17 protein-coding genes are annotated in these 24,664 nt (G+C 68.9%); 10 read left to right on the plus strand and 7 right to left on the minus strand.

Annotated features, from left to right (window positions below; translation table 11 throughout):
• Positions 1–122: 122 nt before the first annotated feature.
• From FJ309_09165 to FJ309_09175, 3 genes are all read right to left on the minus strand, one after another.
• The gene (locus FJ309_09165) at positions 123–1,694 is read right to left on the minus strand and encodes a hypothetical protein (protein ID MBM3954768.1); all 1,572 of its coding nucleotides are present in this window, start codon (positions 1,692–1,694) and stop codon (positions 123–125) included.
• Positions 1,695–3,094: 1,400 nt separating this feature from the next.
• Entirely contained in the window at positions 3,095–4,207 is a 1,113-nt protein-coding gene (locus FJ309_09170; GenBank protein ID MBM3954769.1) for an LLM class flavin-dependent oxidoreductase, read from the minus strand.
• A complete protein-coding gene (locus tag FJ309_09175; protein ID MBM3954770.1) occupies positions 4,204–6,255 on the minus strand; it encodes an alpha-glucosidase in 2,052 nt (683 codons plus the stop codon). Before FJ309_09175 ends, FJ309_09170 begins: the two co-directional genes overlap by 4 nt.
• Before the next feature lie 129 nt (positions 6,256–6,384).
• On the opposite strand from FJ309_09175, the gene FJ309_09180 reads away from it, so the two are divergent.
• The 4 genes from FJ309_09180 to FJ309_09195 all read left to right on the plus strand — a co-directional run bounded on the left by FJ309_09180 (position 6,385) and on the right by FJ309_09195 (position 10,392).
• Entirely contained in the window at positions 6,385–7,680 is a 1,296-nt protein-coding gene (locus FJ309_09180; protein ID MBM3954771.1) for an MFS transporter, read from the plus strand.
• Between the two features lie 32 nt (positions 7,681–7,712).
• Complete coding sequence (locus FJ309_09185) at positions 7,713–8,450, plus strand: class I SAM-dependent methyltransferase (GenBank protein ID MBM3954772.1); 738 nt, start codon at positions 7,713–7,715, stop codon at positions 8,448–8,450.
• Positions 8,451–8,515: 65 nt separating this feature from the next.
• The gene (locus FJ309_09190) at positions 8,516–9,112 is read left to right on the plus strand and encodes a type II toxin-antitoxin system VapC family toxin (GenBank protein MBM3954773.1); all 597 of its coding nucleotides are present in this window, start codon (positions 8,516–8,518) and stop codon (positions 9,110–9,112) included.
• A 110-nt stretch (positions 9,113–9,222) separates the two neighbouring features.
• Entirely contained in the window at positions 9,223–10,392 is a 1,170-nt protein-coding gene (locus FJ309_09195; GenBank protein ID MBM3954774.1) for a fatty acid desaturase, read from the plus strand.
• A 71-nt stretch (positions 10,393–10,463) separates the two neighbouring features.
• On the opposite strand, the gene FJ309_09200 is transcribed toward FJ309_09195, so the two are convergent.
• The 4 genes from FJ309_09200 to FJ309_09215 all read right to left on the minus strand — a co-directional run bounded on the left by FJ309_09200 (position 10,464) and on the right by FJ309_09215 (position 12,851).
• Entirely contained in the window at positions 10,464–11,156 is a 693-nt protein-coding gene (locus FJ309_09200) for a hypothetical protein (GenBank protein ID MBM3954775.1), read from the minus strand.
• Between the two features lie 373 nt (positions 11,157–11,529).
• Complete coding sequence (locus FJ309_09205) at positions 11,530–11,940, minus strand: hypothetical protein (GenBank protein MBM3954776.1); 411 nt, start codon at positions 11,938–11,940, stop codon at positions 11,530–11,532.
• Positions 11,941–11,970: 30 nt separating this feature from the next.
• Complete coding sequence (locus FJ309_09210; GenBank protein MBM3954777.1) at positions 11,971–12,159, minus strand: hypothetical protein; 189 nt, start codon at positions 12,157–12,159, stop codon at positions 11,971–11,973.
• 128 nt (positions 12,160–12,287) lie between these two features.
• Positions 12,288–12,851, minus strand: coding sequence for a sterol desaturase family protein (locus tag FJ309_09215; protein ID MBM3954778.1), 564 nt, complete (start codon positions 12,849–12,851; stop codon positions 12,288–12,290).
• Positions 12,852–13,684: 833 nt separating this feature from the next.
• Between FJ309_09215 and FJ309_09220 the strand changes: the two genes are divergently transcribed.
• Genes FJ309_09220 through FJ309_09245 form a run of 6 tightly spaced genes read left to right on the plus strand, consistent with a single transcriptional unit; the run spans position 13,685 to position 24,505 of the window.
• Positions 13,685–16,045, plus strand: coding sequence for a cytochrome-c peroxidase (locus FJ309_09220; GenBank protein MBM3954779.1), 2,361 nt, complete (start codon positions 13,685–13,687; stop codon positions 16,043–16,045).
• Positions 16,029–17,111, plus strand: a complete 1,083-nt coding sequence (locus FJ309_09225; protein ID MBM3954780.1) for a type II secretion system protein — start codon at positions 16,029–16,031, stop codon at positions 17,109–17,111. The genes FJ309_09220 and FJ309_09225 overlap by 17 nt, the downstream gene beginning before the upstream one ends.
• Complete coding sequence (locus FJ309_09230) at positions 17,108–18,229, plus strand: prepilin-type N-terminal cleavage/methylation domain-containing protein (GenBank protein ID MBM3954781.1); 1,122 nt, start codon at positions 17,108–17,110, stop codon at positions 18,227–18,229. Before FJ309_09225 ends, FJ309_09230 begins: the two co-directional genes overlap by 4 nt.
• 11 nt (positions 18,230–18,240) lie before the next feature.
• On the plus strand, positions 18,241–19,287 hold the full coding sequence (locus tag FJ309_09235; GenBank protein ID MBM3954782.1) for a hypothetical protein: 1,047 nt from the start codon (positions 18,241–18,243) through the stop codon (positions 19,285–19,287).
• Positions 19,284–23,117, plus strand: coding sequence for a hypothetical protein (locus FJ309_09240; protein MBM3954783.1), 3,834 nt, complete (start codon positions 19,284–19,286; stop codon positions 23,115–23,117). The genes FJ309_09235 and FJ309_09240 overlap by 4 nt, the downstream gene beginning before the upstream one ends.
• Complete coding sequence (locus FJ309_09245) at positions 23,114–24,505, plus strand: prepilin-type N-terminal cleavage/methylation domain-containing protein (protein MBM3954784.1); 1,392 nt, start codon at positions 23,114–23,116, stop codon at positions 24,503–24,505. The genes FJ309_09240 and FJ309_09245 overlap by 4 nt, the downstream gene beginning before the upstream one ends.
• Positions 24,506–24,664 lie beyond the last annotated feature (159 nt).

Consider the following 24,664-nt stretch of genomic DNA (forward strand, 5'->3'; position numbering starts at 1 on the left):
GCGAGCAACCGGCCCGTCCTGAACCCGCCATCCTTGGAGCAACCAGCTACCCCGGAGTAGATTCAACCCATCCCCAGCGCTGCACTTTTCGACCGCCCCGCGCTGCACTTTTCAACCGGCGTTCACATCAGCTTGCCGCTGCCGACCTTTTCGAGCGCCAGGTTCGCAGAGATCACTCCCCGAAACGTGGAATCGTTGCTGTCGCCGACAATCAGCTTTCCATTGGCGGCCGTCGACCTGATAGCCCCGGCAAGAACCGAATCATTGAGGCCAGCGACGGTCTGCGTCGTGCCGTTGACATCGAAGATGGCCGAACCAGATCCTTGGAAGACAAGATTCCCGCCTGATGGCACGACACCAGTTCCCGTTATCCTCAGCGTCGAGGAGTCGATCCGCGTGTCACCGGCGTAGGTCGAAGAACCGTTCAAAGTGACGGTGCCGGTCAACGCGCTACTGCCGAAAGTCACCCCCCTCGAGCCGGTGCCCGAGATCGACCCGACCGTGAGCGTGCGGGTCGAGGTGCCCCCGATCACCAACCCGCCCGTCGAGTCGTTGTTGGTGATCGTGCCGTTGATGGTGCTGTTGGCATTGGTAGCGATCGTCTTGAATCCCGCGGAGTCGGCGATCGTGAAGGCGTTGGCAAAGGTCCGGCCATCATTGAAGCTGAGCGTCGTGGCGTTGGCCCCCTGAAGGGTCACGGTGCCGCTCCCGAGAGCGAAGTTGTGGCTGGTCACATTGAGCCTGACGCTGTCGAGGGTCAATGCACTGAACGAGTTCGATCCCGAGAGCGCGAACGCCCCCGCCGAGCCAGTCGCAGTCCGGTTGAGCGTCAGGGAGCCGTTGGAGACCGCTTGGCCGAAGCTCACCACACCGCTCGTATTGAGCGTGATCGCCCGGGTGCCGCCGGTGAGGTTCACGGTGTTGCCGGCGTTATTGAACGAGACGTTGAAGCCTTCGACGCTCGAGCCGCCGATCGTGCCAGTCGCCCCGATCGTGAAGTCACCACCGACGGTGATGCCGGCGCTCCTAGCCGGTGAAGTGAAGTTTTGGATTCCACCGATCGTGCCACTGTTGATCGTGATCGCACCGTTGCTGAGGGCATTGTTCGACCTGGCGATGAAGGTGCCGCCGACGCTGCCGCTGGTGCCGAGTGTGAAGCCTCCGGTGTAGCTACTTCCCTGAAACATCATGGTGCCAGCCCCGGTCTTGATGATACCGTTCGAACCAGATGATGTGATTCCTCCGAAGTTGACCACGCTCCCGGCGCCGAAGTCGAACGTCTTCACAGCGCCACCCAAGCTCATGACATTGCCCGTAGTCGTGTCGTTGAAGCTGATGAACACGCCGGTGCCAGTGGTGATGTTGCCGAGGGTCCCCGACCCCGAGGCAACGAGCCTGCCGAAGGTGTAGGTGCCGGCGTCGGCGAAGGTGACGTCGGAGCCCGACACCCAGTTGCCGGTGCCGTTGACCGCCGTGCCACTCTGCAACCACCGACCAGTGCTCCCAGTGGTGACGACCCAGTAATCGGTGCCGCTCGTCGTGGTTGTCAGCTGGGCGCTCGCCGTCGAGGCCATCAGCAGCGCTACGGCATGGGCTGCGGCTGCTAGCGCGATCGGCCTGCCAAGGCATTGAAAGATGCCGGCCTTCACCACCGCGGGTTGCCCGGCTGATTTGATCGCACCATTGCCCGCCATTGATTTCGCTCCTCGGACGCTCGACGGAATCCGCCGTCACGCGGGTCCATCCTGGTTTTTGTGGGTGAGTCCGTGAGGGAGAATGCGATTTCCCCCCGGAGGCCAGCCCCGTGTTCGACACCGGGCTCTACGAAAATCCCAAAGCACCACCGGCAGACACGCGGAGGAAAATCTCTCCGCGAGAAAGGCCGGTCAGATTGCCGTCAGCAGCCGGTATGCGGCGCGACGGGTGGGTGCTTGCAGGAGCAGATCCAGAGAAGGACCAATCAATCCGGTGATCGAACGCCCTTCCCCTCTGCTGTCAACGACCTGGGAAAAAATCAGCGACTGCTCACAATTGCACTGGCTCTGGAAGAGAAAGCCCATCCGTGATCTTTGCGGGTGGACGACAGGAGACGACATCCCGGCATTCCCATCACAGGGCCGGCGAAGCCCCCTCCGCCGTCGCCCTCGCATCGGCCCGTCACCCCCTGGCTGCGGGTCGATGCGAGGGCAAAGGCGCGGGGGGCGTCCCCCTCTGCAGAGCCCGAGCGGAGGCTGCGCCCGCCGCGATGACCCACGGAAATGCCGGATGGACCCTTTTGGCTCTTCGGGGACTTTCGTGGCGCGACCCGGGCGTTACGGGGGCGTTGGTGCCCCCAATCGCCGGTTTCGATGGCCACGTTGCATTGACGTTTTTGGCCCAAGGAGTTTTCAGAGTCGATATTCACTTTCCCGATCTCCGGGTTGGAACCGCTGCTGCAAGCACCCACGCTGTCGCGTCGAGCAATCGGCTGCCGACGGCAATCTGGCCGGCCACGTCGCCCCCGTCCGACCATTCGGGGCGTTCTGCCGGTGGTGTGCTCCGTGCCAGGCAGGTGTCGCACCGCCTCACGTGCTCCCGATGGTTGCCGATGCCGGGCTGGTCTCACCGCCTCGACCGTGGGGCTTGTGGCTGGTCAGCCCGACACCGCCGATCCGCGGAGATTCTCATGCCCAGAGCGTGCCTCACGAAGTCGCCGGCGGTCGTGCTTGCCGGCATCGCGATGGCTGCCCTCGCGATGCCGATGGCCGTCTTCGGCCAGACGCTGACCGTCTACGGCACCGCTGCGGGCCAGGCCGGCCCCGCCTACCCGGGCGGCACGATCGTGGCCGGCGACACCGTGCGGATTGACAACGGCGGGAGCGTCACGGGGGCCGTCTCCAACAGCGGCACGCTCCAGTTCAACCAGACCTCCGGGTCGCTCTCGCTGACCACCTACACCGCGTCGGCGGTGGCGTTGGCAGCGCTCGGTGCGGGCCTGGCCGGCTGGCAGGCGGTCGGGCGGCGTCGCCGGGATCGCGAAGGAGCCCCCCACCGACAGGCGAGGAAACGGTGGCTGGCGACGGTGATCGGGGTGCCGTGCCCGGTCGGCCGCCGCTCAACCGAGCATGCCGTGCGACAGCCGCGGCAGCACGTGCCGCGCGAAGAGTTCGCATTCCGCCCGATGCGGATACCCCGACAGGATGAACGCCTCGATTCCCTCGGCGCGGTAGGCCTCCAGCTTCGCCAGCACCTGATCAGGATCGCCGACGATCGCGGCGCCGCACCCGGACCGGGCGCGCCCGATCCCCGTCCACAGGTGCGGCTCGACGAACCCCTCCCCGTCCGCTTCCGCGCGCAGTTCGGCCTGCCGCCGCACCCCGAACGTCGCGGCGTCGAGCGATCGGCCGCGGATGGCATCGCCACGCGCCGCATCGAGCCGGGACACGAGCCGCCGCGCGAAGGCCCGGGCCTCGGACTCCGTCTCGCGGACGATGACGTGCACGCGGTAGCCGAACCGCAAGCGCCGCCCCTTCGCCGCCGCGCGGGCACGCAAGTCCGCGACGATGGCGCGGACGTTCGGCAGCGTGTCTGGCCACATCAGGTACACGTCGGTGGCCTCGGCCGCGGCCTCGCGCGCCAGTGGCGACAGCCCACCGAAGTAGAACGGCGGGCAGCGCCCCGACACGGTCGTGACGCGCGGCGGGTCGAGCCGGAGCCGATAAAACTCCCCGTCGACGTCGACCGCCCGGCCGTCGAGCAGCGTGCGCAGGATCCGCATCACTTCGACCGTGCGCCGATACCGGGGAGCCCCGTCGAGCGACTCACCGGGGAGGTCGGAGGAAATGACGTTCACGGTCAGCCGCCCGCCGAGGATCCGGTCGAGTGTCGCGATGCGCCGCGCGAGTTGGGGAGGCCAGTCCTCGCCGACGCGCACCGCCACCAGCAGCCGGATCCGCGCCACCAGCGGCGCGACCGCACTGGCAAACACGGTGGTGTCGATCCCCAGCGCGTAGCCGGACGGCAGGAGGATGTTGTCATACCCCGCGCGGTCGGCAGCGAGGACGATGTCGCGACAGTGCGCCCAGCTCGAGGCGAGCGCGGGGTCGGGGACGCCGAGAAACTCGTAGTCGTCGTCGCAGAGGGCCGCGAACCATGCGACCTCGCACGGCGGGAGCGGCGCGGCTGCGGGGAATGGCGGATCGGCGAGCGGCACGGCGGCGTCGTTCATCGGGGCGGTCGAGAGCGTGTCATCACGGCATTCCGGGGCTCCGTCGCCGCGTGCGCACGGCCGACGGCGAGCAGCAACTCCCGCAGCGGAGCGGCCGCCCGGACGAACACCGGCGGCCGCCCGGGCGGCGCCTCGACGGTGTGCCACCCCGGAGCGGCCGCGGCACCATCATAGAAGCCGAGCCAGGCGTCCGCGGGCAGGTAGACCGCGCGGCCCGACACCCCCTCGGTCACCACCGGCGCCACGAGCAGATCGCGTCCGTAGAGGTATTGGTCCTGGATCGTCCAGCAGGTGCGGTCTTCGGGATGATGGAGGAACAGCGCGCGCACCAGCGGCAGCCCCCGGTCCTGGGCGTCGGCACCCGCGGCGCGGACGTACGGCACGAGCGCGGCGTGCAACCGCGTCATCCGTGCGAAGTGGGCGAGGAGCTCGGGAGTGCCGTCCACCTGGAGGTTGTCGTCCGGCCGATTCCCCTCGTGCGACCGCATGACCGGCGTGAACGCGGTGAAGTCGCACCACCGCTGCAGCAGCTCCGGGGTGCGCACGATCCCGGCCACGCTCGTGTAGCCACCGCAGTCGGCATGGTGCCAGGCATTGCCGACGAGCCCCGCGGAGAGCGCGGCGGTGAGCGCCGTGTTGAGGCCGTCGTGCCGCGAGAAGTCGACGAGCTGGTCCCCTGCCCAGAGGAGCGGGCAATGCCGCCCGATGCCGCTCCAGCCCGCGCGCATGAAAAATGCCACCTCGCCGGTCCGTCCGGCCGCCGCCACCGCGTCGGCGTTCACGCGCGCCCAGCGCACCGGCCAGCGATTGTGTTCCAACAGCGGATCGGCCCCCGAATGGAGGCGGACGTCGGGGGGAAGATACTCTCCGAAGTCGGCCATCCACCCGGCAAGTCCGAGGTCGATGAGCTCCCGGCCGAGCACGCGGTCCTGGAACCAGCGCGTCGCGGCCGGATGGGTGAGGTCCACCAGTCCGGCGCGAAACTCACCGAAGTCCACGTCGTACGGCACGTCGTCGTCGACCCGCATCACGAGAAAGCCCGCCGCCCGTGCCTCGGCGTACAACGTTCCATCCACGGCGAGGTACGGATTGACGTAGCCGACGAAGGCGATTCCCTCCTCGCGCAGCGCGGCGATCCGGGCGGGGAGATCGGGATACCGCGTCGGCTGCCAGCGCCAGTCCCAGAACAGTCGACGACCGAAGCTCGTCTCGCGGATCCCACACCAATCCTCGCACCACAGCCCGCTCACCGCGACGCCGGCCGCGCGCATCGCGTCGAACCGTGCCAGCCCCGCGACCCCGCCTTTCAAGCCGATGATCGCGCCGTCGGTCGCCCAGCCGGGGAGCATCGGCTGCCGGCCGAAGCGCCGCGAGAGCTGCTCCACCAGCGCGAGCGGTTCGCCGAGGAAGACCTCGAGCGCCGCGGGGATCGCCCACGCCTCGAGGCGATGGGCGTCGGGCGCGGTGAAGTCGAAGCACTGATACGCGTCGCAGTCGACGTGCACCGCGTAGCCGGACGACGAGAGGATCGTCGGCTGCGGGTAGTTGGTCGTGAAATAATCCCCGCCCGCCAGGGCTGCCGCGTCCATCGCGCGGGTGAGCTCGCGCGACGGATCCCGGCCCACGCCAGGCTCGCTCGCCCACAACGGGAAGCGCCGGCCACGGAGCGCGAGATACGAGAGCTGCGTGCCACATCCCCACACCTGCTCGTCGGGCGCGGCCGGGATCCGGATCGCGCAGCGGTTGAACGCGGCGTCGAGTGGCTCGAACACGACGCGGTGGCCGTCGACCCGCAGCCGGAGCGCGGCGGGCGCCTCGGCCGCGGGCGCGAGGACCACCTCGTCCGGCCCGGTGCACCGCGCCGCCCGCAGCGGCACTTCCGGCGTCGCCTGGTCGGTGAGGCGGAAGTTGCCGCGCACCATCACCACCTCGGGCCGGCCCTGCCAGAGCGTGATTCCCGGGTGCGCGGCCGAATACTCCCAGAGCGGCGTGGGGTGGCCCGAGGCGTGGAGCGCGAGCGTGTCGCCGTTCCGACGGAAGGCCAGCATCGTGTGTTGGGCTCCCGACACGATTGACACCGGGCTTCGCCCCGTCGAACCTACGGCAGCGTGGCACCGGGCGGCCGTGACGACCACCGGGAATCTACCGCGCCATGGCCGCGCGGTGTCGGCCCGGGCATGGCGACAATTCCCCGGCGAGGGACCGCCGGCGTGACCGAGCGGCAGGAGCGGAGCGCCCGGATGCGCGTGCCATCGACGCGACGACGCTGGGCCCTGTTCGCCGTGCTCTGCGTCGCCGGGATCTTCAACGCGATGGATCGGCCGATCATCGCCATCCTGAAACCCGAAATGCTCGCCGACTTCGGCTGGGGAGACCGCGAGTTCGGCGATCTGGCCGCCGTCACGCAGTTCGCCGCCGCCATCGCCTTTCTCGGGACAGGGTGGCTCGTCGATCGCCTCGGGGTCGATCGCGGCATGCGCCTCGGGGCGGGAGCGTGGAGCCTCGCCGCGATCGCGCACGGCGGGGCCGTCGCCACCTGGCAGGTCGTGGCGGCGCGTGCGGCCCTCGGCGCTACCGAGGCGATGCAGACGCCGCTGACGATCAAGGCAGTCGCGACCCTGTTTCCGCCCGACCGGCGGAGTTTCGCCTTCGGCGTCTCGACGCTGCTTGCCGGGGTCGGGACCATCCTCATGCCAGTCGCGATCCCGCCGCTCGCGGCGGCCGTCGGGTGGCGCGGAGCGCTGGTGACCAGCGGCGTCGGCGGCTTCGGCGCGCTTGCCTGTTGGCTGTGGCTCGCACGGGGCGTGGTCCTCGATGCCGGCCCGCTGGCCGCACCGCCGGTGGCGATCGAGGCCGCTGTCGGGTCGGTGTTCTCTCGGCGGACGACCTGGGCCATCGTCATCGCCAAGGCGCTCTCCGACATGACGTGGTGGTTCATGAATTTCTGGCTCGCCGACTTTTATCGGCGCGTGTTCGGCCTCGACACCCTCGACCTCGCCGTCCCCCTCGGCATCGCCTTCGCCGGCTCGGGGCTCGGCGCGCTGGCCGCCGGATGGGTGTCGACGCGGCTGCTCGAGCGGGGTTGGTCGGTGAACCGTGTGCGGAAGGGGATGCTGCTCGTGTCGGCGCTCGTCGTCGCTCCGCTCCCGCTGGTGCTCCGGCTGGAGTCGTTCTGGCCGGTGGCGGTGATGCTCGGCGTGGTGATGGCCGGTCACCAGGGGTTCTCGCTCACGCTGTTCTCGACGATCACCGACGTGGTTCCCACCGGCGCGGTGGGCCGGGTGACGGCGGCCGGCGCGTTCATGGGAAACCTCGGCGGCGTGCTGATGAGCATCGTGACGGGGCGCGTGCTCGAGGCCGGTCTGGGCTTCATGCCCCTGCTCGTGTTCGCCGCGCTCTCCTACCCGCTCGCCCTTGGCTGGCTGCAGTTGCTGTTGCCGAGAATCGAGCGGGCGGGTACACGGCACGCCTGACGAACCGGAACCAGGCTGGAGAAAACCACGTGATGCGTGACGCCCGAGAAGACTGGCGGCGCTTCGACGCCGGGAGGATTCCGAGCAAGGCGGCGACGCCGTATCTCGACCGATTCCTGGCGGAGATCCAGTCGACTGGCCCGGCCGACCGCCCGCTCACGTTGCTCGACGTCGGCTGCGGTTCCGGCGCGATCGCCAGGCGGCTGTACGACCAGGGCTTCTCGGTGCTGGGCGTCGACGTCAATCCGGAGGCAATCACCGCGGCGCGGCATCTCGCCGTCCCTGCCGCCGCCTCCGGTCGTGGCCTGCGGTTCGAGGAGGCCGACTTCGCGGCACAGCACTCGCCCCGGATCGAGGGCACCCCGTTCGACGTCGCCGTCTGCCAACTCGTGCTGTCGATCATCGGCGACGCCCGCCACCGCGCGAACCTCCTGCGCAACGTGTGGCAATGCCTGCGGCCCGGCGGGTGGCTCTCGCTGTCGGCATCGGGCGTGTCAGACACGATCAATGCGGGGTATGCGAGGCTGTATGCCGACGACATCCACCTGACCGGCGAGCGGCACACCTACGTGTCGCGGGATGATGCCGGCACGGTGCTCTACGTGACCCACCACTTCACGCCGGACGAGCTCGTGAATCTGCTCGAGGCGGCGGGCTTTCGTGAGATCAGCCTGACGACCGAGAAGGAGTCGAGCAGCCGCCGGCCGGCCGAGGCCGCCTACTTCCATTACGTGACGTGCCGGCGGCCCTCGTCCACTCCCTCAACTTGACCAGGTCATTTGGTCTGGTATGGTGACGGTATGAAGACCGTTATTCTCTCCATCTTCAAGGCCAACTGCATCGCTCTGCTCCGCGAAGCGCAGAAGACGGCCGAACCGATCATCGTGACGCGCCGGGGTCGGCCGCTGGCCCGCATCGAACCGCTCAGCGAGCCGGTGCCGATGCGTCGTTTCGGGAGGCAACGTGGGCGAATGAAGATCAAGGGCGACATCGTGCACGCCGACTTTTCTGCCGACTGGGAAGCAGGGTCGTGAGCTTCCTGCTCGACACGCACGTGTGGATTTGGACGCAAGAGCAACCCGACGCCATCGGCGTGAAGACCCGTGGTCTGCTCGAGTCGACCAGGGAGGAGTTGTGCGTATCGGCAGTGTCCTCGCTCGAGATCGCTCGCCTCGTCGCGGGTGGGCTCCTCGAGGTCAAAGGCAGCCTCGACCGCTGGGTACGGGCCGCGATCGATTCGATCGAGGCCCGCAGCGTCGGGATCGATCACCCGGTCGCGATCGAGGCCTACAAACTGCCAGGGCGGTTCCACAAGGACCCCGCCGATCGGATTCTCGTCGCCACGGCCAGGATCAACGACCTTACGCTCGTGACAGCCGACGAACGGATACTCGCCTATCGGGCAGTTCGCACGCTCGATGCTCGCAGGTAGGCGACCGCCGCTCGTCGTGATCCGCTTCGCTCGGCAAACGCTTGCCGACGGGCCAGCGGCTGACCTATCCTGTCGGTCCTTCATTCAAGCCCAGGCACGGCCGCCACTTCATGTCCGTCTGCAGCACGACGCTCCCGGCTGGTTCAAGCACGCCGGACCCCGATCTCGCGGCCATGGATGTCGCGGGGTTCGCCGCGGACATCGAGGCGTTGCGGCGGCGGGCCTACGCGACGATCTCCCAGGCCGACTACCGCCACATGCGGCGGATCGAGCGGTTTGGCCGCCTGGCGACGCTCGTGGGGTACCTCACGGTCTGGCTGCCCCCCAACCCGTTGACCGCGGTGGCACTGAGCCTCGGCCAGAGCACCCGCTGGCTGCTGGCGCACCACATCACGCACCGGGGCTACGACCGCATTCCCGGGATCCCCTCCCGGTACACCAGCCGCGGGTTCGCCCGGGGCTGGCGGCGCTTTGTGGACTGGTTCGACTGGATCTTGCCGAGCGGCTGGGACTACGAGCACAACACCCTGCACCATGCCTACACGGGTGAGGACAAGGATCCCGACGTCATCGAGCGGCATGTCGAGTTCCTCCGGGCGCTGCGGGTGCCGCTGGCGGTCAAATACGCGTTCCTGACGCTGCTGGCGTGCACCTGGAAGTTCACCTACTACGCGCCGCGCACGATGAGCGTGCTCGACCCGCGCACCATGCGCCGCCGGCCCGGCGACCACATCCTCAACGTTTCGTTCGGCAACGTCCTCGACCTGCGGTCGCCCACGGTCCGCGCCCTGTGGGCCCGCTGCTACCTCCCCTACGCCGGCTTCCACTTCGTGCTCGTGCCCAGCCTGTTCCTGCCGCTGGGCACGACCGTGGCCTTGTGGGTGCTGCTCAACAAACTTCTCGCCGAGTGCCTCACCAACGTCCATGCGTTCCTGGTGGTCGCCCCGAACCACACCGCCGACGACCTCTACCAGTTCGACTTCCACTCCCACGGCCGCCAGGAGTTTTACGCGACGCAGGTGCTGAGCTCCGCGAACTACTCCTGCGGCACCGAGCTGGTGGATTACCTGAGCCTGTGGCTCAACTACCAGATCGAGCACCACCTCTTCTCGGACCTGCCGATGAGCAAGTACCGCGAGATCCAGCCGGTGGTGAAATCGCTCTGCGAGCGGCACGGTCTTCCCTACCGGCAGGAATCGGTCTTCCAGCGGTTTGCCCGGATGACCGACGTGGCCGTGGGGCGGACGAGCGGCCGCCGGCTCGAGCGCCTGCCCGCCTGACGCCGCGACAGGAGACATGATCGGGCTGAGGCGGGCACGCGCCTCGCGAGTGACTGGAGAAGCCGCAAAAGTCAGCAGTCCCTCGCCCCGACTCGGGCATGTCTCCGGCGCTCGACGAGCGAGAGGACGCCGGTCACGAGGGCCAGTACGGAACCCATGCCGGCCGGATCGATTTCGGGCACGACAGGGGATGAAGCGGTCAGCTCGTCGGAGAGGCCGTACATCCCGTAGCTGTTGGTGGAACTGAACGGGTTGATGAGGATCCACCCGTTGTCGGACCGCGACCTGTCGGCCCACGAGCTCGATCCGGCAGTCGCACCGAGGGGGAGGCTCGTCGCCACGCCGCTGGGATTACTGCCCGTCCACGTCGTTCCGGTCGACACGGTTCCATTGATGAGTTGGTTCGGGGCTGAGAACAGCGCTGCGGACCACAACCCACCCGAGTTTGTCGTCAAGCTCGATGCCAACAGCGTCCCGCCCGGAAGGTAGACGCCGACCGTGGTTCCGAACCCACCGACATTGTCACGGGCATCCACGGTCGCCGTCGAGCCGATCGCCTTCCACGTGACGATGGAGCCGTTGGACGTTGCCCCGCCGGCCTGGGTCTGGACGAAGGTGTTGTAATCACCGATTGCTGATGACGTGGCCGTGGTCGTCCCGGCGGTCACGAACAAGAACCGAAACCGGTCGCCGGCATTGAGCCCCGACGGCGTCGAGAGGGCGACCGGCTCGGCCCACAGGCTGCCTCCCCATGAGCCGCACAAGCAGCATGCGCAGCACGCCGCGAGAGTCAGAATCCGAACCGCGTGGCGAATCCCGTTGCAACGCATCGATGATTCCTTTCGCTGGGTCTATGAGTCGTGCCAGCGTTCACCGCGGCGGCCTGATCGGGCTACGATCCCGCGGTGTCAACCAGCCCCCTGTTACGGCGAATGAAGCAACCCCCGCGTACGGAAAAGTTCCAGAGCCGCGACGACGGCGTCGGTCGACGGCGCCAGCACGGTGCGGGCTCCGGGATCGACCGCGAGCGCCCCGCAGACCGCGGCCGCCGCGCCAAGGATGTGCAGTCTTGTCACTCCCACGATCTCCCTCCTGAATGACCCTTCACGGAACTCGCTCAGTCGCTTCCCGCGGCAATCAACCCGGCACCAGGCAGCGCAGCGGTTCGAGGTGGCCGGTGGCGGTGTCGAGGATCGCGCACCAACCGTCGCAGACGGCCGCCACGATCACGAACGCGCGCTGGCCGAGAGGAAGCCGGAGGGGCTGCGTACCGGTCCAGTCGATCGGCCCGGCGGGTGTCGCCGCCCACCAGCGGTGGTAGTGCCCGACGAATTGCCACCGGCTCCCCTCGGCCGCCCAGCCGCGGGCGGCCCGCTCCATCAGTTCGATCGGCACCTCAAAACGATTCCACAATTGGGCCACGTCGGTCGGGTCGACGGAGGCTTCCATGTGGCTGAAGTGGCAGCCGTCGACGACGAGCCGTGGCTCCATCCTGGCCATGACATCGAGGACCACCGCCGGGTAGCGCTCGCGAGCGATGTCCGGCACGTCGCGGCACAGGGCGAAGTCGTGATTCCCCTAGACACCGATCGCTCTGCACTCCGCCAACGCCTCGGCGACAGCGCCCGCCCCGTCGACGACGGTAAACGCATCGCAGGTATCGCCGATCGTGACGACCTGGTCGACACCGCGGTCGCGAAACAGCCGCAGTGCCTCGGCCAGTTCGCTACTCTGATTGTGGATATCGGTCACCAGCCCCAGTCGCATGGTCGTGAGCTCCGGTTTCCCTCACAGTGCCTCATCACGCGACGGATTGTTTTACCCTGACCCGTTCCACCCCATCATGCACCGCCCGCGTTGGCGATGGCTTGCTATCCTCCGTCGCGCGACGGAGATCAGGCGATCCCCTCCGCCTTCATCGCGCGCCGGTCGGAATCGGTCGCCGTCGCCACGGTGCGAAACAGCCAGTCGCCGACCGGGAACGCGACGTTGAAGTTCTTGTCCGGGTGCCGGTGGTGGAGGAAGTGATGCCGGGCCACGTAGCGGTAGGCCGGCCAGGTCGAGAAGAAGCGGCCGACCGGCTGGTGCATCTCGAGATGGATCTGATTCCAGAGCAGATGGTGGATGAGGACGACGAGCGGAAACATCCCCGCCGCGATCGCCGACACACACCACAACCCGGCGCTCACGGGAACGGCCTGGAGCAAGCCTTCGGCGAGGTTCAGGCGGATGCCGCGATCCTTGCCGGCGGGCAGGGCGTGGTCGTGAAAGTGCTCCCGGTACTGGCGGTGGTGCTCGACGGCGTGGCTGGTGAAAATTTTCCTCCGCGCCCCGAGCCGACGAAACAACAACGATCGCGGTGCCTTGTGCATCAGCCGCGCATGCGCCTGATGCTCGATGATCGACATCAGCACGACCATCGCCACGAACCAACCAAACAATTGGACCGACAGCCACATGGTGGGCCCCTGGAAAAGGTGCCGAACCGTCGAACGGCGCAACTCCGGAGGGAGCAGGCGCCGGCACGACGAGAAGTGAAACGCAGCGCCGCCAGACCACGCCGCACCAGCAGGACGTCGGGCGAACACAAGCCCGGCGAACAGACGTGGCGTGGAACCAGATCGCGGACTCGGCGACCGACGGGCCTCGCGTCGAGACAGAAGAAGAAGGCGCCGGGGAGTTATGCCATCGCCCGCGGCGCGGATAGGGCAACCATGCAGCAACCTCCAAGCCCCCTCTCACATGCTGTGGACAGCGTGGTCGGCCGCTGGCTGCGGCCGACGGCAACCCGGGAATCCCTCGGCGTCACCCACGGTCGCCTGAGTGGACTGAATGAGCCGGCCGCCCCGCGGCCGGGCGCGGCCACGGAGGGCTCTGTCCACGGGCAGCTAGACTACCGGGCTACACAAAGGTCGCAGGCGGCTTCGACAACCGGCCCGTCGCGACGGCTGCATCGGGACCGTCATCAGCCCGCCGCACGAACCACGACAAGGATTTTTCCCGCCATGACGCGCCCGCCTGCCCGCGCCGTCGGGCGGCAAGGCCGTCGCCTCGGCGACGGTCCGCCGGACGATCGGCACGCTGGCCCGCACGCTCGCGGAGCGCGGCGACCCGAGGTCGATGTTCAGCGGGAAACGGCTGTCAGCCTGCCGAAGGACTCTCCGTAGATCCGGCCCCGCATGACCCGCTCACCCGACAGCAAATCCGCGGGAAGGCCAGCCACCGTTCCGCGGTCATTGACGCGACTCATTACGGTTTCGTTATCCTGCCCAAGACTTGGCACCAACGCGGCATGCCTTACACTCGGAAGCTGAACAGGCACTGCGTAGTCCGAGTGGATCGCGCTCGAAGCCCTCCTCCCCGCCCCCCAGCCCGCCTGCCAAGACGGTCGGCCGGCTCCCCCCCAATCAGTTGGCAGGAGCAGTACATGAAATCGCTCGTCCGGCTCCAGCGTCGCTGCCATGTCCGGTGTACGCGACTCGCATCAGCGGTTTCCGGCCGAGTGGTCGCCGTCGTCATCGGTGCCCTTCTTGGCGCGGTGACCGGTGGGGTGGCGTGCTCGTCGGACGACGACCCCGACGAGTTGCGGGAGAAAGCCCGGGAGGCGGGCCTCGACTCGCTTACCACGGTCTCGGTTCCAATCCCCAGCACCATCGGGGAATATGTCCGGGATCAGCGTGCCGCCATCGCGCTCGGGAAAGCCTTGTTTTGGGACCAACAAGCCGGATCGGACGGCATGGCGTGCGCGAGCTGCCATTTCCACGCCGGCGCGGACTCGAGGGTGAAGAACCAGATCTCGCCGGGATTGCTCGGCGGCAACGGCAGGTTTGACCGGCTCCCCTCCGGAACTGCATCCGGGGGTCCGAACTACACCCTCACCAGGGCTGATTTCCCGCTCCACCGCAAGAAAGACCCGCGGAGCAATCGGCTCGGGTCCAACGTCGCCTTCGACTCCGACGACGCCGTGACGTCAGCGGGGGTCGCAAACCTGTCGCTGCTCTCCCTCGGACCACGGTCGAAGGTGCCGCCGGTCACCATGGATCTCGTCACTCAGCGGGCCAACCGGTTCCACGGAGTGACCCCGAGCTCGGCGGCAAGGGCCACGGTCGAACCGTTGATGGGAAGGGTGCTGGCGACCGAGGTCGCAGAGGCGTTCGACGCGGTTCAGCCCGACCCGCTCGGATTCTCGATTCCCTCGGGCAGCGGTCGACTGAACACGCGTCGGGTCGAACCGCGGAACTCGCCGACGGTCATCAACTCCGCTTTCAATCACAGGAACTTTTGGGACGGCCGTGCGAACTTCCACTTCAACGGCCGTAATCCGTTCGGGCCCCGCGACCCCGACGCGCGGGTCTGGAGGTTCAGGGGTTCGGCCCTCGAGCCCGTCGCCGTCCTTCTCGACAACGCCAGCCTCGCCTCCCAGGCGGTCGGACCCGTCGAAAGCGTCTTCGAGATGTCAGCCCACGGTCGGAGTTTCCTCGATGTCGGGCGGAAGCTGCTTGGCTCCACCCCGCTGGTCCACCAGTCGGTCGCCGCGACCGACAGCGTCCTCGGACGCTACACCGCGTCTTCGCCGAGTCCGACGAGGACCGGCCTGAAGCCCGGCTACGGCGACTTGATCCGCGAGGCGTTCGTGGAGTCGTGGTGGGGCGCCCCCGGCGAGCCGATCGTCATCGACGGTCAGCACTATTCGCAGATGGAAGCGAACTTCTCGCTATTTTGGGGGATCGCGATCATGCTCTACGAGCGGACGCTGGTGTCTGACCGGTCTCCGTTCGACCGGTTCATGGAGGGCGATGATTCCGCGCTCACCCCTCTCCAGCGCACCGGACTGGAGCTGTTCATCGACGAGGGCAAGTGCGTCAGATGTCACTCCGGCCCCGAGCTCACGTCGGCATCCACCCGCGCACGGCTCAACAGCTCCGGGTCGATCCGCCTGCAGCTGATCGATCGGATGGCCGCGCCGTCGGCACCGGCGATCTACGACGAGGGCTACTACAACATCGGTCTCCGCCCGGCCTTCGAGGACCTCGGCGTCGGCGACCGTGATCCGTTCGGCACGCCGCTGTCGTTCGCCGCCCAGGCGACGGGACGGTCCCGAACCGTCGACGTCGCGCCCCCGTTCGGCGATCCCGACCGCTTCGAAGTCGACAAGGGCGTGCCCCCGGCGTCCGGTGAGACGATCGCGGTCGCGGGGGCCTTCAAGACACCGACGCTTCGCAACGTCGATCTGACGGGGCCATACTTCCACAACGGTGGTGCGCTCACGCTCGAGCAGGTCGTGAAGTTCTACGCGCGGGGATCCGACTTCAAGCGGTGGAACAGCGCCAACGGGGTCGCGATGGCGTCGGATATCAAGGTCCTCCCGAAGCTCAACGGTGATCGCGCGAAGATCCGCGCGGTGGCGGCGTTCATGCGCGCCCTCACCGATCCGCGCGTCGCCTACGAACGGGCGCCGTTCGACCATCCGTCGCTGGCACTGCCCGATGGCCATGTCGCCGCCGACGACGCCGCCATCCCCGGCGTGGCGCGCTCGATGATCGTCGTCAAGCCGGCGGTGGGGGCCGAAGGACTCGCGCGGCCGATCGAACCATTCCTCGGGGGGTCGCTCGTCGGGCCCGACGGAGCGCCGAGAGATGACGGGCTGCGCTGACCCTGCCGGCTGCGTCCCGGCGGCTTGCCGACCGAGTCGCCGGGCCGCGTCCCACCGTCGGCAACGGGTGACGTCGGCCGCTTCGCGGCGAGGGTTCACGCTCGTCGAGTTGGCCGTCACGATGGCGATCGTGGCTATCTTGGGGGCACTGGCGACCGTCTCGCTCGCGGGCATCAGGACGCGGGCCAAGGTGGCGAAGACCCGCAGCACCATCCGCAAGCTTCACGAGGCGATCGTGCCGCGCTACGACGCTTACCTCGATCGCCGCCTCGACGATTCGATGTGGACCGGCCACGAGTTTGAGATCGATCGCTCGCAGCTCGGCATCGCTGCCGGCACCTCGCGGCGGGCGGCATGGAAGAGGCTCGTGCAGATCCGCGGGATGATGGTGTGCGAGATGCCCGATCAGTGGCTCGACGTTCGCTATCCGGTCTACCCAAACGATCCGAAAGACCCGCTGCGCACGGGCGGTGCACCTCCCGGCACGCCCGTGCTCGAGCGGTTCCTCCGGCAGATCGATTCCTGGGTGGACCGTGCCGACCCGGAGCGGCAGTCCCGCGACGCGGTCCTCGCCGGACTCGGACGCTCGGCCGCATCGGCGGAGACCCTGTTTCTCGTCGTGGCGTTGGGGTCGTTCGAGCCGGACGCCCTCGAGCCGTTTCGGGCCGACGAGCTCGGTGATGCCGATGGTGACGGGGCGCGCGAATTCTCCGACGGCTTCGGCCGGCCGATCCACTTTCTCCGCTGGGCACCCGGGGCGATGCCGCCCGCCGGGTCACGGCCGGGGACCGATCCGTTCGACCCGTATCGCCTGGGAGGGGAGAGCTCGTTCCCACTGACGCCGTTGATCGTTTCGGCGGGGCCAGACGAGCGCATCGGGGTGCGCAGGGACGCTACCCACCCGATCGTCGACCAGGGCTCGCCGTGGACCGCGGCACGGCCGAACGGCGTGAGCTTCGTGCCGCTGCCGTTCGATCCCTTCTCGCGACTGGAGGCGGGCAGCCCCGAACCGATGCAACGCTCCCACCTCGACAACGTCACCAACCTCGGGATGGGCGTGCCATGAGCTTCACCGTGCCGAGCGGGCGCGACGGCATGACGCTCGTCGAACTGCTGGCCGTGATCGTGATCCTCGGTCTCCTGTCGGTGGCGGTCATCCCGATCCTCGACGGCGGGGAGCTGCGGGCCGCGCGGAACGCCGCCGCCTCGATGACCAGCCTTGTCGCGACGGCCCAGGGGCGATCCCTCGGTCATGACAGCCCTGCGGGGTTGTGGATCGAGCCGCTGTCGGTCGACGCGGCGATCGACGTGGTGCTCGCGCGACAGCCGGCGCCCTACCGCGGCGACACGTTCGACGCGACCGTCGCGCTGTCCGGTCCCGTCGCCGGCGGGACGATGGAGCTGACGTTTTCCGAAAAGGGCACGTCGGTGACCACGCTCACGGCTCCGGCGGAGACCCCGTTCGCGACGACCGGCGATTTCATCGAGTTCGCCGGTTCAGCGAGCCGGTTCACGTTGATCTGCCCCGATCCGCCGGCGAGCACCGGCTTCCGTGCGGCGCTCCGGGCGGAGGCCGGGCAGACGGCGGCCAACACCCTCTGGCCGACTCCGGCGCTCGAGGGATCGGGCACGGTGTGGCACGGATTCTCGATCCTCCGGCGCCCGGCGCCGGCAGCCGCGGGGCTGACGCTCGGTTCGGGCCTCGCGATCGACCTCGCCTGGTCGGGTGTCGGCACGGGGCGCTTCGGTCGAACGGCCTTGGCGGGAGATGGCTCGGCTACCGCCGACGTGTCCGACGACGTGCTGCCGCTGGGCACCTACACGGCCGGCCAGGCGATCGCGATCCTGTTCGACCGCACCGGGGCCGTCGGCGAGATCGGTTTTTTCAACACCGCGACGACGGTCGCCGCCGGTGAGGCGCCCGACCATACGGCCGAGCTGCGGGCGCCGCTGCAGGCACCCCTGTTGCTGCTCGTCGGCCGAATCGACCGGTGTGGCCTGGGATTCCGGGAGCCGGTGTCGGAGGAGGCCCCGGGGGCGAACTGGCAGTATCCGGAGTCGTTCTGGGTGTCGATCGATCCCAAGACGGGGCTCGCCCGTTCCGCGCGGGTCACCCTTCGCGACGCGGATGGCCCGGTCACCACGGCCCGGCGGTCGCAGGCCGCGATCCGTTCGGCACCCTGAGGGGCGAAGGCATGACGCGTCCACCTTCCCCGGCGCGGCGTCGCGCGGGGATCACGATCCTCGAAGTCTTGATCGCGATCGGCATCCTCGCCATCGGGCTGTCGAGCATCCTCGCCCTGATTCCGCTCGGCCGGTCCCTGCTCACCAAGGCGATCGTCGCCGATCACAGCGGTGTCCTGCTCGACAATGCCCGGGCGACGGTCGTCACGTCGGGGCTCACCCATGTCGACGCGCTGGCGGCGGCAGACGGCGGGCCGTGTCCCGCCGCGCCGCTGGTGATCGATCCGCTGGGGCAGTCGCGCGGCACGTGGCCCGCCCGCTTCGGGCTGAACACGGCCGTTCTCCGTGCGGGAGGCACGCTTGCCGACAGGACCCCGGACAGCGCCCGGCCGCGGTCATGGCAGGTTTCGGCGCTGACGGGTTCCTCGTCGGACGACGTGCTCATGACGACGCCCGACGGCGACACCCCGGTCACCAATCGCTTCGTCAACGGGGTCCGCGCGGCGGCCGGCCGGTTCAGCTGGCTGGCGGTGCTGGCCAAGGACACGGCGACGCCGTTGGTCCCCGGCGAGCTGGCGACGTTGTGGATCGTCGTCTCTCGCAACCGGGTCCTCGGCCTGATGCCTCCCGAAGATGGCAACGCGACGGCGCTCGAGTTGCGGCTGACGCCGCGCGGACCCGATGGCGCGCGGACCTCCCTCCCGCCGTATCGGCTCGCGTGGCAGCGCGGACGCGACGTCGTTCCCGACCGCCTCGATCGCGAGGTCGTGAAGAAGGGAGCGATCCTGCTCGTCCTCCCCTCCGGTCCCGAGGAGGACCCGTACCGTCCCCCGCGCTTCCTGTCGTTGGCGACGGTCACCTTCCCGGATGCCGCTGCGGGTGCGCCCAGCGAGGCGGAGGTGACGTTCGAAGGTGATCCGTCGCCGGTGGGGGAGTCATCGGCCGGTGATCCCGCCGAGCCTCGGCCGGTCTCGCTGCCCGTCGCGATCCTGCCCGATGCGACCGCCGTGCGGGCCTACACGGTTACCATCGAGGGGAGGAACGAGTACACCCGATGACGGTCCGCCGCATAATGAACAGCCTGCCGGCACTTCCCGAGCCGCCCCGTGGCGCCGCAGCCCGACGGCCGCCGACCAGCCAGCATCGCGGGGTGATCCTGCTGATCGTGCTGAGCATGCTGTCGCTGTTCATGGTGCTGGGTGTCACGTTCGTGGTGCTGTCGGCCCGGACCCACGCGACGGCGCGGGCGGTGGCGACCACGCCCCAGGCCACCGCCGACGCGATCCTGCCCACAGAGCGACTCCTCAAGCAGGCCGCGATGCTCCTGCTCCGCGGATCGCCGGAGACCACGTCCGAGCGGCAGCCGGCGGCGCTCGGCGGTTCCACGGACGAAACCGACGCCGATCCGGCCCGGGCGCTGGTCTTCGAGGCACTGCTCGTCGACCAGTACGGCACCGAACAACCACTCCGCGGGACGCTCGTCGACATCGTCGACTGCGGCCCGCTGTACCGGCTCACGGTCGAGCTTCCCCCGTCGGCGACGGTCACGCCCGCCGAGTTGAGTGGACGCGTCGTGTCGCTGCTGCCGGTCGGAGCGTCCGCGACGAGCCACCGCATCGTCCGCGCCGAGGTGGAAGAACGCCGTACGATCCGCCTCTGCGTCACGCACGACGGGCTCCGGCTGTCCCGGTCGTCCGCCGGCGCGGAGCGCGACCTCGCGCGGGCCGGGACCGAAGTGATCATCAACAATCGTGCCCACAGTTCCCGCGGCACGACGAAGAATGAGGCCTGGGACGGCTTCGACGCGGCGAATCCCTACTTGGCCCACGTCGAGCCCGACCCTGCCAGACCGTCGCGGCAGCTGGTGATCCGGCCGTCGCTGTTCAAACCCGAGGCCGTCGAGGCCCTCGACGACCCTGACGCGTCCAACGACGACCTCGACGGCGATGGCGTCGACGACCGGGCCGACAACGACAACGACGGCGTGTTCGACGGCTGGTTCTTCGACCCGCGGCTGCCGCGGATCGTCTCGCCGCGCACCGGCCTTCCGGTACAGGTCCATGTCTCCTTCCTGGTCCTCGACATGGATGGACGGCTCAACGTCAATGCCCACGGGTCGGTCAACGATCTCCTCCGCCGCGCCGACACGGTGCCGTACGGCAGTGGCTACGGCCCGGCGGAGATCGACGGGGGCGCCGTGTTTCGGTCGCTGGCCGAGGAGAGCGGCAACCACCGCGGCGACGACCCGTGGATGAACGTGCTGCTCGGTGCCCGTGCCGGGAGCACGCTTCATCAAACCTCCCTGCCGCGATCCGGAGACCGCCTGATGCCGCTGGAGTCGCCTGCCGGTGCGGCGGTCGAGGGGCGCTACGGCTGGCGAGCAAACGGGGCATCGGCGCCGCTGCGCGACCTTGCCGATTGGACCGTGCTCGCCGAGGCGCTGCCGTTGCCCGGTCACAACGGCGTCGCCGACCCCGCGGCGGCCGACGGCATCCGCAACCTCATGATGGTGCCGCCGGGGCGTCGGGACTGGGCGGTCGATCTCCAGGCGCGGCTCCAACGGCGCGCGGTCCTCGAGCCGGGGCCGGTCCCGACGATGTCGTACGCGAAAGCCGACAGCAGAGACGAATTCGTCGACCACCCCTACGAGATCACGCTCACCGGCCTCGGGCGCCGGACCGGGCTCCACGACCCGGCGACGAGCGGGACAGCGCCGAGCGGCGTCGCCGACAATCCGTTCTCGCCGGCGGAACTGGAGCGGATCCTGCGCCCCTACGATCCGGATTCCCCCACGCTCCCGGAGCGGCTCGCCGGGCTCCTCGGATCGCAGGCCGAGGCGTCGCGGTTGGTCGTCACGACCGACAGCTGGGACACCGCGGCGATCGTCGGAGATGCGGCCCTGCGGGTCTACGAGTGGTTTTCGGCCGTGCCGGCGGGGGTGCTCCACGAGCACGCCGCAGCGGACGCCGAGCGCGCGGAGATGGCAGCGGGCGAGCGGATCCCGAACAACGTCATACCTGCCGAGCTCGCGGCCGGCCTGCGGATCGACGTGGCCCGGCCCGTGGGCGGCGCCCTCCAGCGCCGGTTGTTTTTCAAGGACCTCTACATGGCCGCCGTCGCCCTGTCGGCACCGGCCGGCGCGGATCCCTCGGCCGATGTCGCCCGGCGCTGTGCCCAGTGGGCAGCGAACGTCATCGAATACCAAGACACCGACTCGACGATGGGCCGGTTCGAGTACGACATCCGCCCGCTCGACGGCTGGGATGTCGATGGCGATCCGACGACCGTCGAACCGCAGCGTGCCACGGTGTGGGGTGCGGAACGGCCCGAGGTCGTGATCACCCAGACACTCGCCTGGGAGGACGAGACGACCGGCGAACTGTTCGTGGTGCTCAATCACCCCTGGGACGGGCGTGTGGGCGACGGGCAGCCGGGTTCCGCCGAGCCCGTCGATCCCGATCTTGCCGGGCCGCTCGGCCCCGGCTCGGTCGATCTGGGGCGACGGGCTCCGGCCGGCGACCCGATCTGGCGGATTCGCTGTGGGGACGCGTTCACGTTTCCGGCGCGCGGCACGTGCCTCGAGGCCAATCAGTGGCTCGTCCTCGCGCCGGGCACGGTATCGACGAAAGGGATCCGTGTGCCGACACCGACCCCGACGCGGCGCGTGGTGCCGATCGAGGGGCTCCGGGCCACCGTCCTGCCGCCGGGCGGAGCGCCAGCGCCGCGGCCCCGCGCGACGTTCGTGTATCTCGAGAGGCTTGCCGATCCCCGCGCCGACCACGACACGACGACCAACCCCTACCTGATCGTCGACGCCCTGTCGGTGATCGTCGCCGATCGCTCGGGCGCGGCCGACGAGGAGGGTGACCCGGACGCTCGCTTCACGTCGTGCCGGCGCAACGCCGGGTGGGCCCAGCAACATGACGAACGGCAGTGGCCGAAGGGGGAGGCGCCGGAGATCACCACCGAGTGGGAAGGCGACCCGCGCTGGTTCTGTTGGCCGAATCGTCCGCTGACGAGCCTCGCCGAGCTGGTGTTCGTGCCGGGATTCATCTCCGGAGCGGTCAACGACGAGACTCACCGCGACGGCGTGGGGATGCTCGACGACCACGTCACCGATCCCGACGACGGCGTCTATCTCCCCGATCGCATTCCCGGCGACGAACTGATCGCCCTCGACGCCTTCATGGTGCCGTCGCGATTCGCCGGCACCCGGCAGAGCATCGACCGCACCGCCCCCTACTGGGATGCCCTCGCGCGCCACGCCGTCGGCTTCGCCGGCGACGCGGCGGCGTCCTATCGAGCGCCCTTCGACGGCAACGAACTGCACGTCGGACGGGAGCCGGGACGGGTCAATCTCAACACCATCTCCTCCGATGCCGTCTGGGAGGCTGTCGTCCAGGGGACCGTGCCGCGGATCGACGAGCGTCGGGACCGATCTCCGTACGCACACGGCCTCGTCCGGGCGCGCACCAGCGGCACGGTGCCGACGACAGGCCGGTTCGCGGAGCTCGCTTCGACGGGCACCGCGGGAACCATCTCCCCGGCGAAGACGACCGGCCAGGTGCTCGGCCTGTCCGGCGTCGAGGTCAGGCCGACCCTCGTCCTCAACGGCACCAATGCGATCGCCGACGCCAGCCTCAATCCCGCGCACGCCTACCATACGGCGATCCGGCTGAGCAGCCTGGCGACCCACCGCTCGCACGTCTTCGGCATCTGGATCACGCTGCGGACGATCGACACGGTGCCCGGCGGCGGCGTCGACCGTGAGACGGTGAGCCTGCACCGGATGTTCCTCGTCTACGACCGGTCGCGGCCCGTGGCCTTCGAGCCGGGGCGCGATCACAACGTCCGCGACGGAATCATCCTCGAGCGGGTGCTCCGATGACGCCGTCGCGGCCAGCGCACAACGGCGTCGGCGGGCGGCACGGCATGACGCTCGTGGAGATGCTGGTGGCAACCGCGGCCACGATGATCGTCATGGGTGCGGTCGCCGTGATGTTTGCCGAATTCGCCCGCGGCGTCGGCAACGGCCGCGCCGTGATGGATCTGAACGCGCGGCTGCGGACGACGGCTCTCCTCCTGCGGCGCGATCTGGATGGCGTCACAGCCCCTCTCCTGCCGCCGCTCAGCCCGGCAGCCGGGGCCGGTTACTTCGAATACATCGAGGGTCCCCGGCAAGACCGGGATGCAGCCGACGGTTCGGCCGAGCTCCGGGCCGACACCGACGACGTGTTGCTGTTCACCACGGCCGGCGTCGAGCGACGGCTCGTCGGCACGTTCGACGACGGCATCCTGAACGCCGGCACGGCGGAGGTGGCGTGGTTTCTCCGGCCGACGGTGCCGGCGACGGTTCCGCCCACCTGCACGCTGTACCGACGGCAGTTGCTCGTGGTCGGCCGGCTCGGGACGGCGGAGCTCGGGCGGATCCTCGCGCGATTCCGTACGGGAGGCCTGGCGGCGGTCTACGACCGGTTCGACGTCTCGCTGGCACCCGTCGGCTCGGGCTCCGCGGCGCGCCTGGTGCCGAACACGCTCGCCGATCTGACGTGCCGCGAGCGACGGTTTTTCCATGGTCCGCTGGATCCTGCGGTGGCGGGGGGATTCCCGTTCCCGTTCATCGCCGATCACCAGATTCCGTCGCTCTCGACGTCCACGGAAACGCTTCCACCCTCGGCCCGCGGCCTGGTGTTCGATTCCACCAGCCACCGCCAGGGCGAAGACGTGCTGCTCACCGGCGTGATCGCGTTCGATGTCCGGGTCTTCGATCCGGCGGCACCCGTCGCGCTCGGAGGGGGCGACGGTCTCACGGCGGTGACGCCCGGCGATGCCGTCGAGATCGGCGGCGGCATCGCCAACGGGTGCTACGTCGATCTTGGCAATGGCGTCCACGGTCGAGCCGCGTCACTTCCCGAGACGCAGGGCCCCCGATTCGCTGGTTACGGGCACCCGCTCAGTGGAGGGCTCGTCGGATCGGCGACGACCCGGCGCACCTACGACACGTGGACCACCCACTACGAGTCCAACGGCATCGACGAGGACTCCGCCGCCGGACCCGATCAGGCGACGAACGGACTCGACGACGACGTTCCGCCCCGGTCCGGAGCCCTCACCGGGCATCCGGCCGACGGCGTGGCCGACGACAGCGGCGAATTGGAGACTTCACCGCCATATCCGTTCCCCGTACGGGGGATCGAGATTCGAATCCGCTGCTACGAACCCGAAGCCAGGCAGGTCAGGCAAGTCACGGTTCGACACTGTTTCGTGCCCCACTGAGCCGTCTCGCAATGAGACGACAGTGATTGTTTTTCCTATGGGTAATCAAAGTTTTTCCTATGAAACCTACATTCGCGCGGTTCGTTCAGGTGCTGGTCGTCAGGATCTGTGGCTTCGATCCGTAGAAGAATTGCCACTGTGTGAATTGCCTTCCAGTCA

It is taken from the genome of Planctomycetota bacterium (assembly GCA_016872555.1).
Lineage (GTDB): Bacteria > Planctomycetota > Planctomycetia > Pirellulales > UBA1268 > F1-20-MAGs016.

Coding starts and splice junctions, on each gene's coding strand:
- FJ309_09165 (MBM3954768.1), bottom strand. CDS start 1,694: ATGGCGGGCAATGGTGCGATCAAATCAGCCGGGCAACCCGCGGTGGTG.
- FJ309_09170 (MBM3954769.1), bottom strand. CDS start 4,207: ATGAACGACGCCGCCGTGCCGCTCGCCGATCCGCCATTCCCCGCAGCC.
- FJ309_09175 (MBM3954770.1), bottom strand. CDS start 6,255: ATGCTGGCCTTCCGTCGGAACGGCGACACGCTCGCGCTCCACGCCTCG.
- FJ309_09180 (MBM3954771.1), top strand. CDS start 6,385: ATGGCGACAATTCCCCGGCGAGGGACCGCCGGCGTGACCGAGCGGCAG.
- FJ309_09185 (MBM3954772.1), top strand. CDS start 7,713: ATGCGTGACGCCCGAGAAGACTGGCGGCGCTTCGACGCCGGGAGGATT.
- FJ309_09195 (MBM3954774.1), top strand. CDS start 9,223: ATGTCCGTCTGCAGCACGACGCTCCCGGCTGGTTCAAGCACGCCGGAC.
- FJ309_09210 (MBM3954777.1), bottom strand. CDS start 12,159: ATGCGACTGGGGCTGGTGACCGATATCCACAATCAGAGTAGCGAACTG.
- FJ309_09215 (MBM3954778.1), bottom strand. CDS start 12,851: ATGTGGCTGTCGGTCCAATTGTTTGGTTGGTTCGTGGCGATGGTCGTG.
- FJ309_09220 (MBM3954779.1), top strand. CDS start 13,685: ATGCCTTACACTCGGAAGCTGAACAGGCACTGCGTAGTCCGAGTGGAT.
- FJ309_09225 (MBM3954780.1), top strand. CDS start 16,029: ATGACGGGCTGCGCTGACCCTGCCGGCTGCGTCCCGGCGGCTTGCCGA.
- FJ309_09230 (MBM3954781.1), top strand. CDS start 17,108: ATGAGCTTCACCGTGCCGAGCGGGCGCGACGGCATGACGCTCGTCGAA.
- FJ309_09235 (MBM3954782.1), top strand. CDS start 18,241: ATGACGCGTCCACCTTCCCCGGCGCGGCGTCGCGCGGGGATCACGATC.
- FJ309_09240 (MBM3954783.1), top strand. CDS start 19,284: ATGACGGTCCGCCGCATAATGAACAGCCTGCCGGCACTTCCCGAGCCG.
- FJ309_09245 (MBM3954784.1), top strand. CDS start 23,114: ATGACGCCGTCGCGGCCAGCGCACAACGGCGTCGGCGGGCGGCACGGC.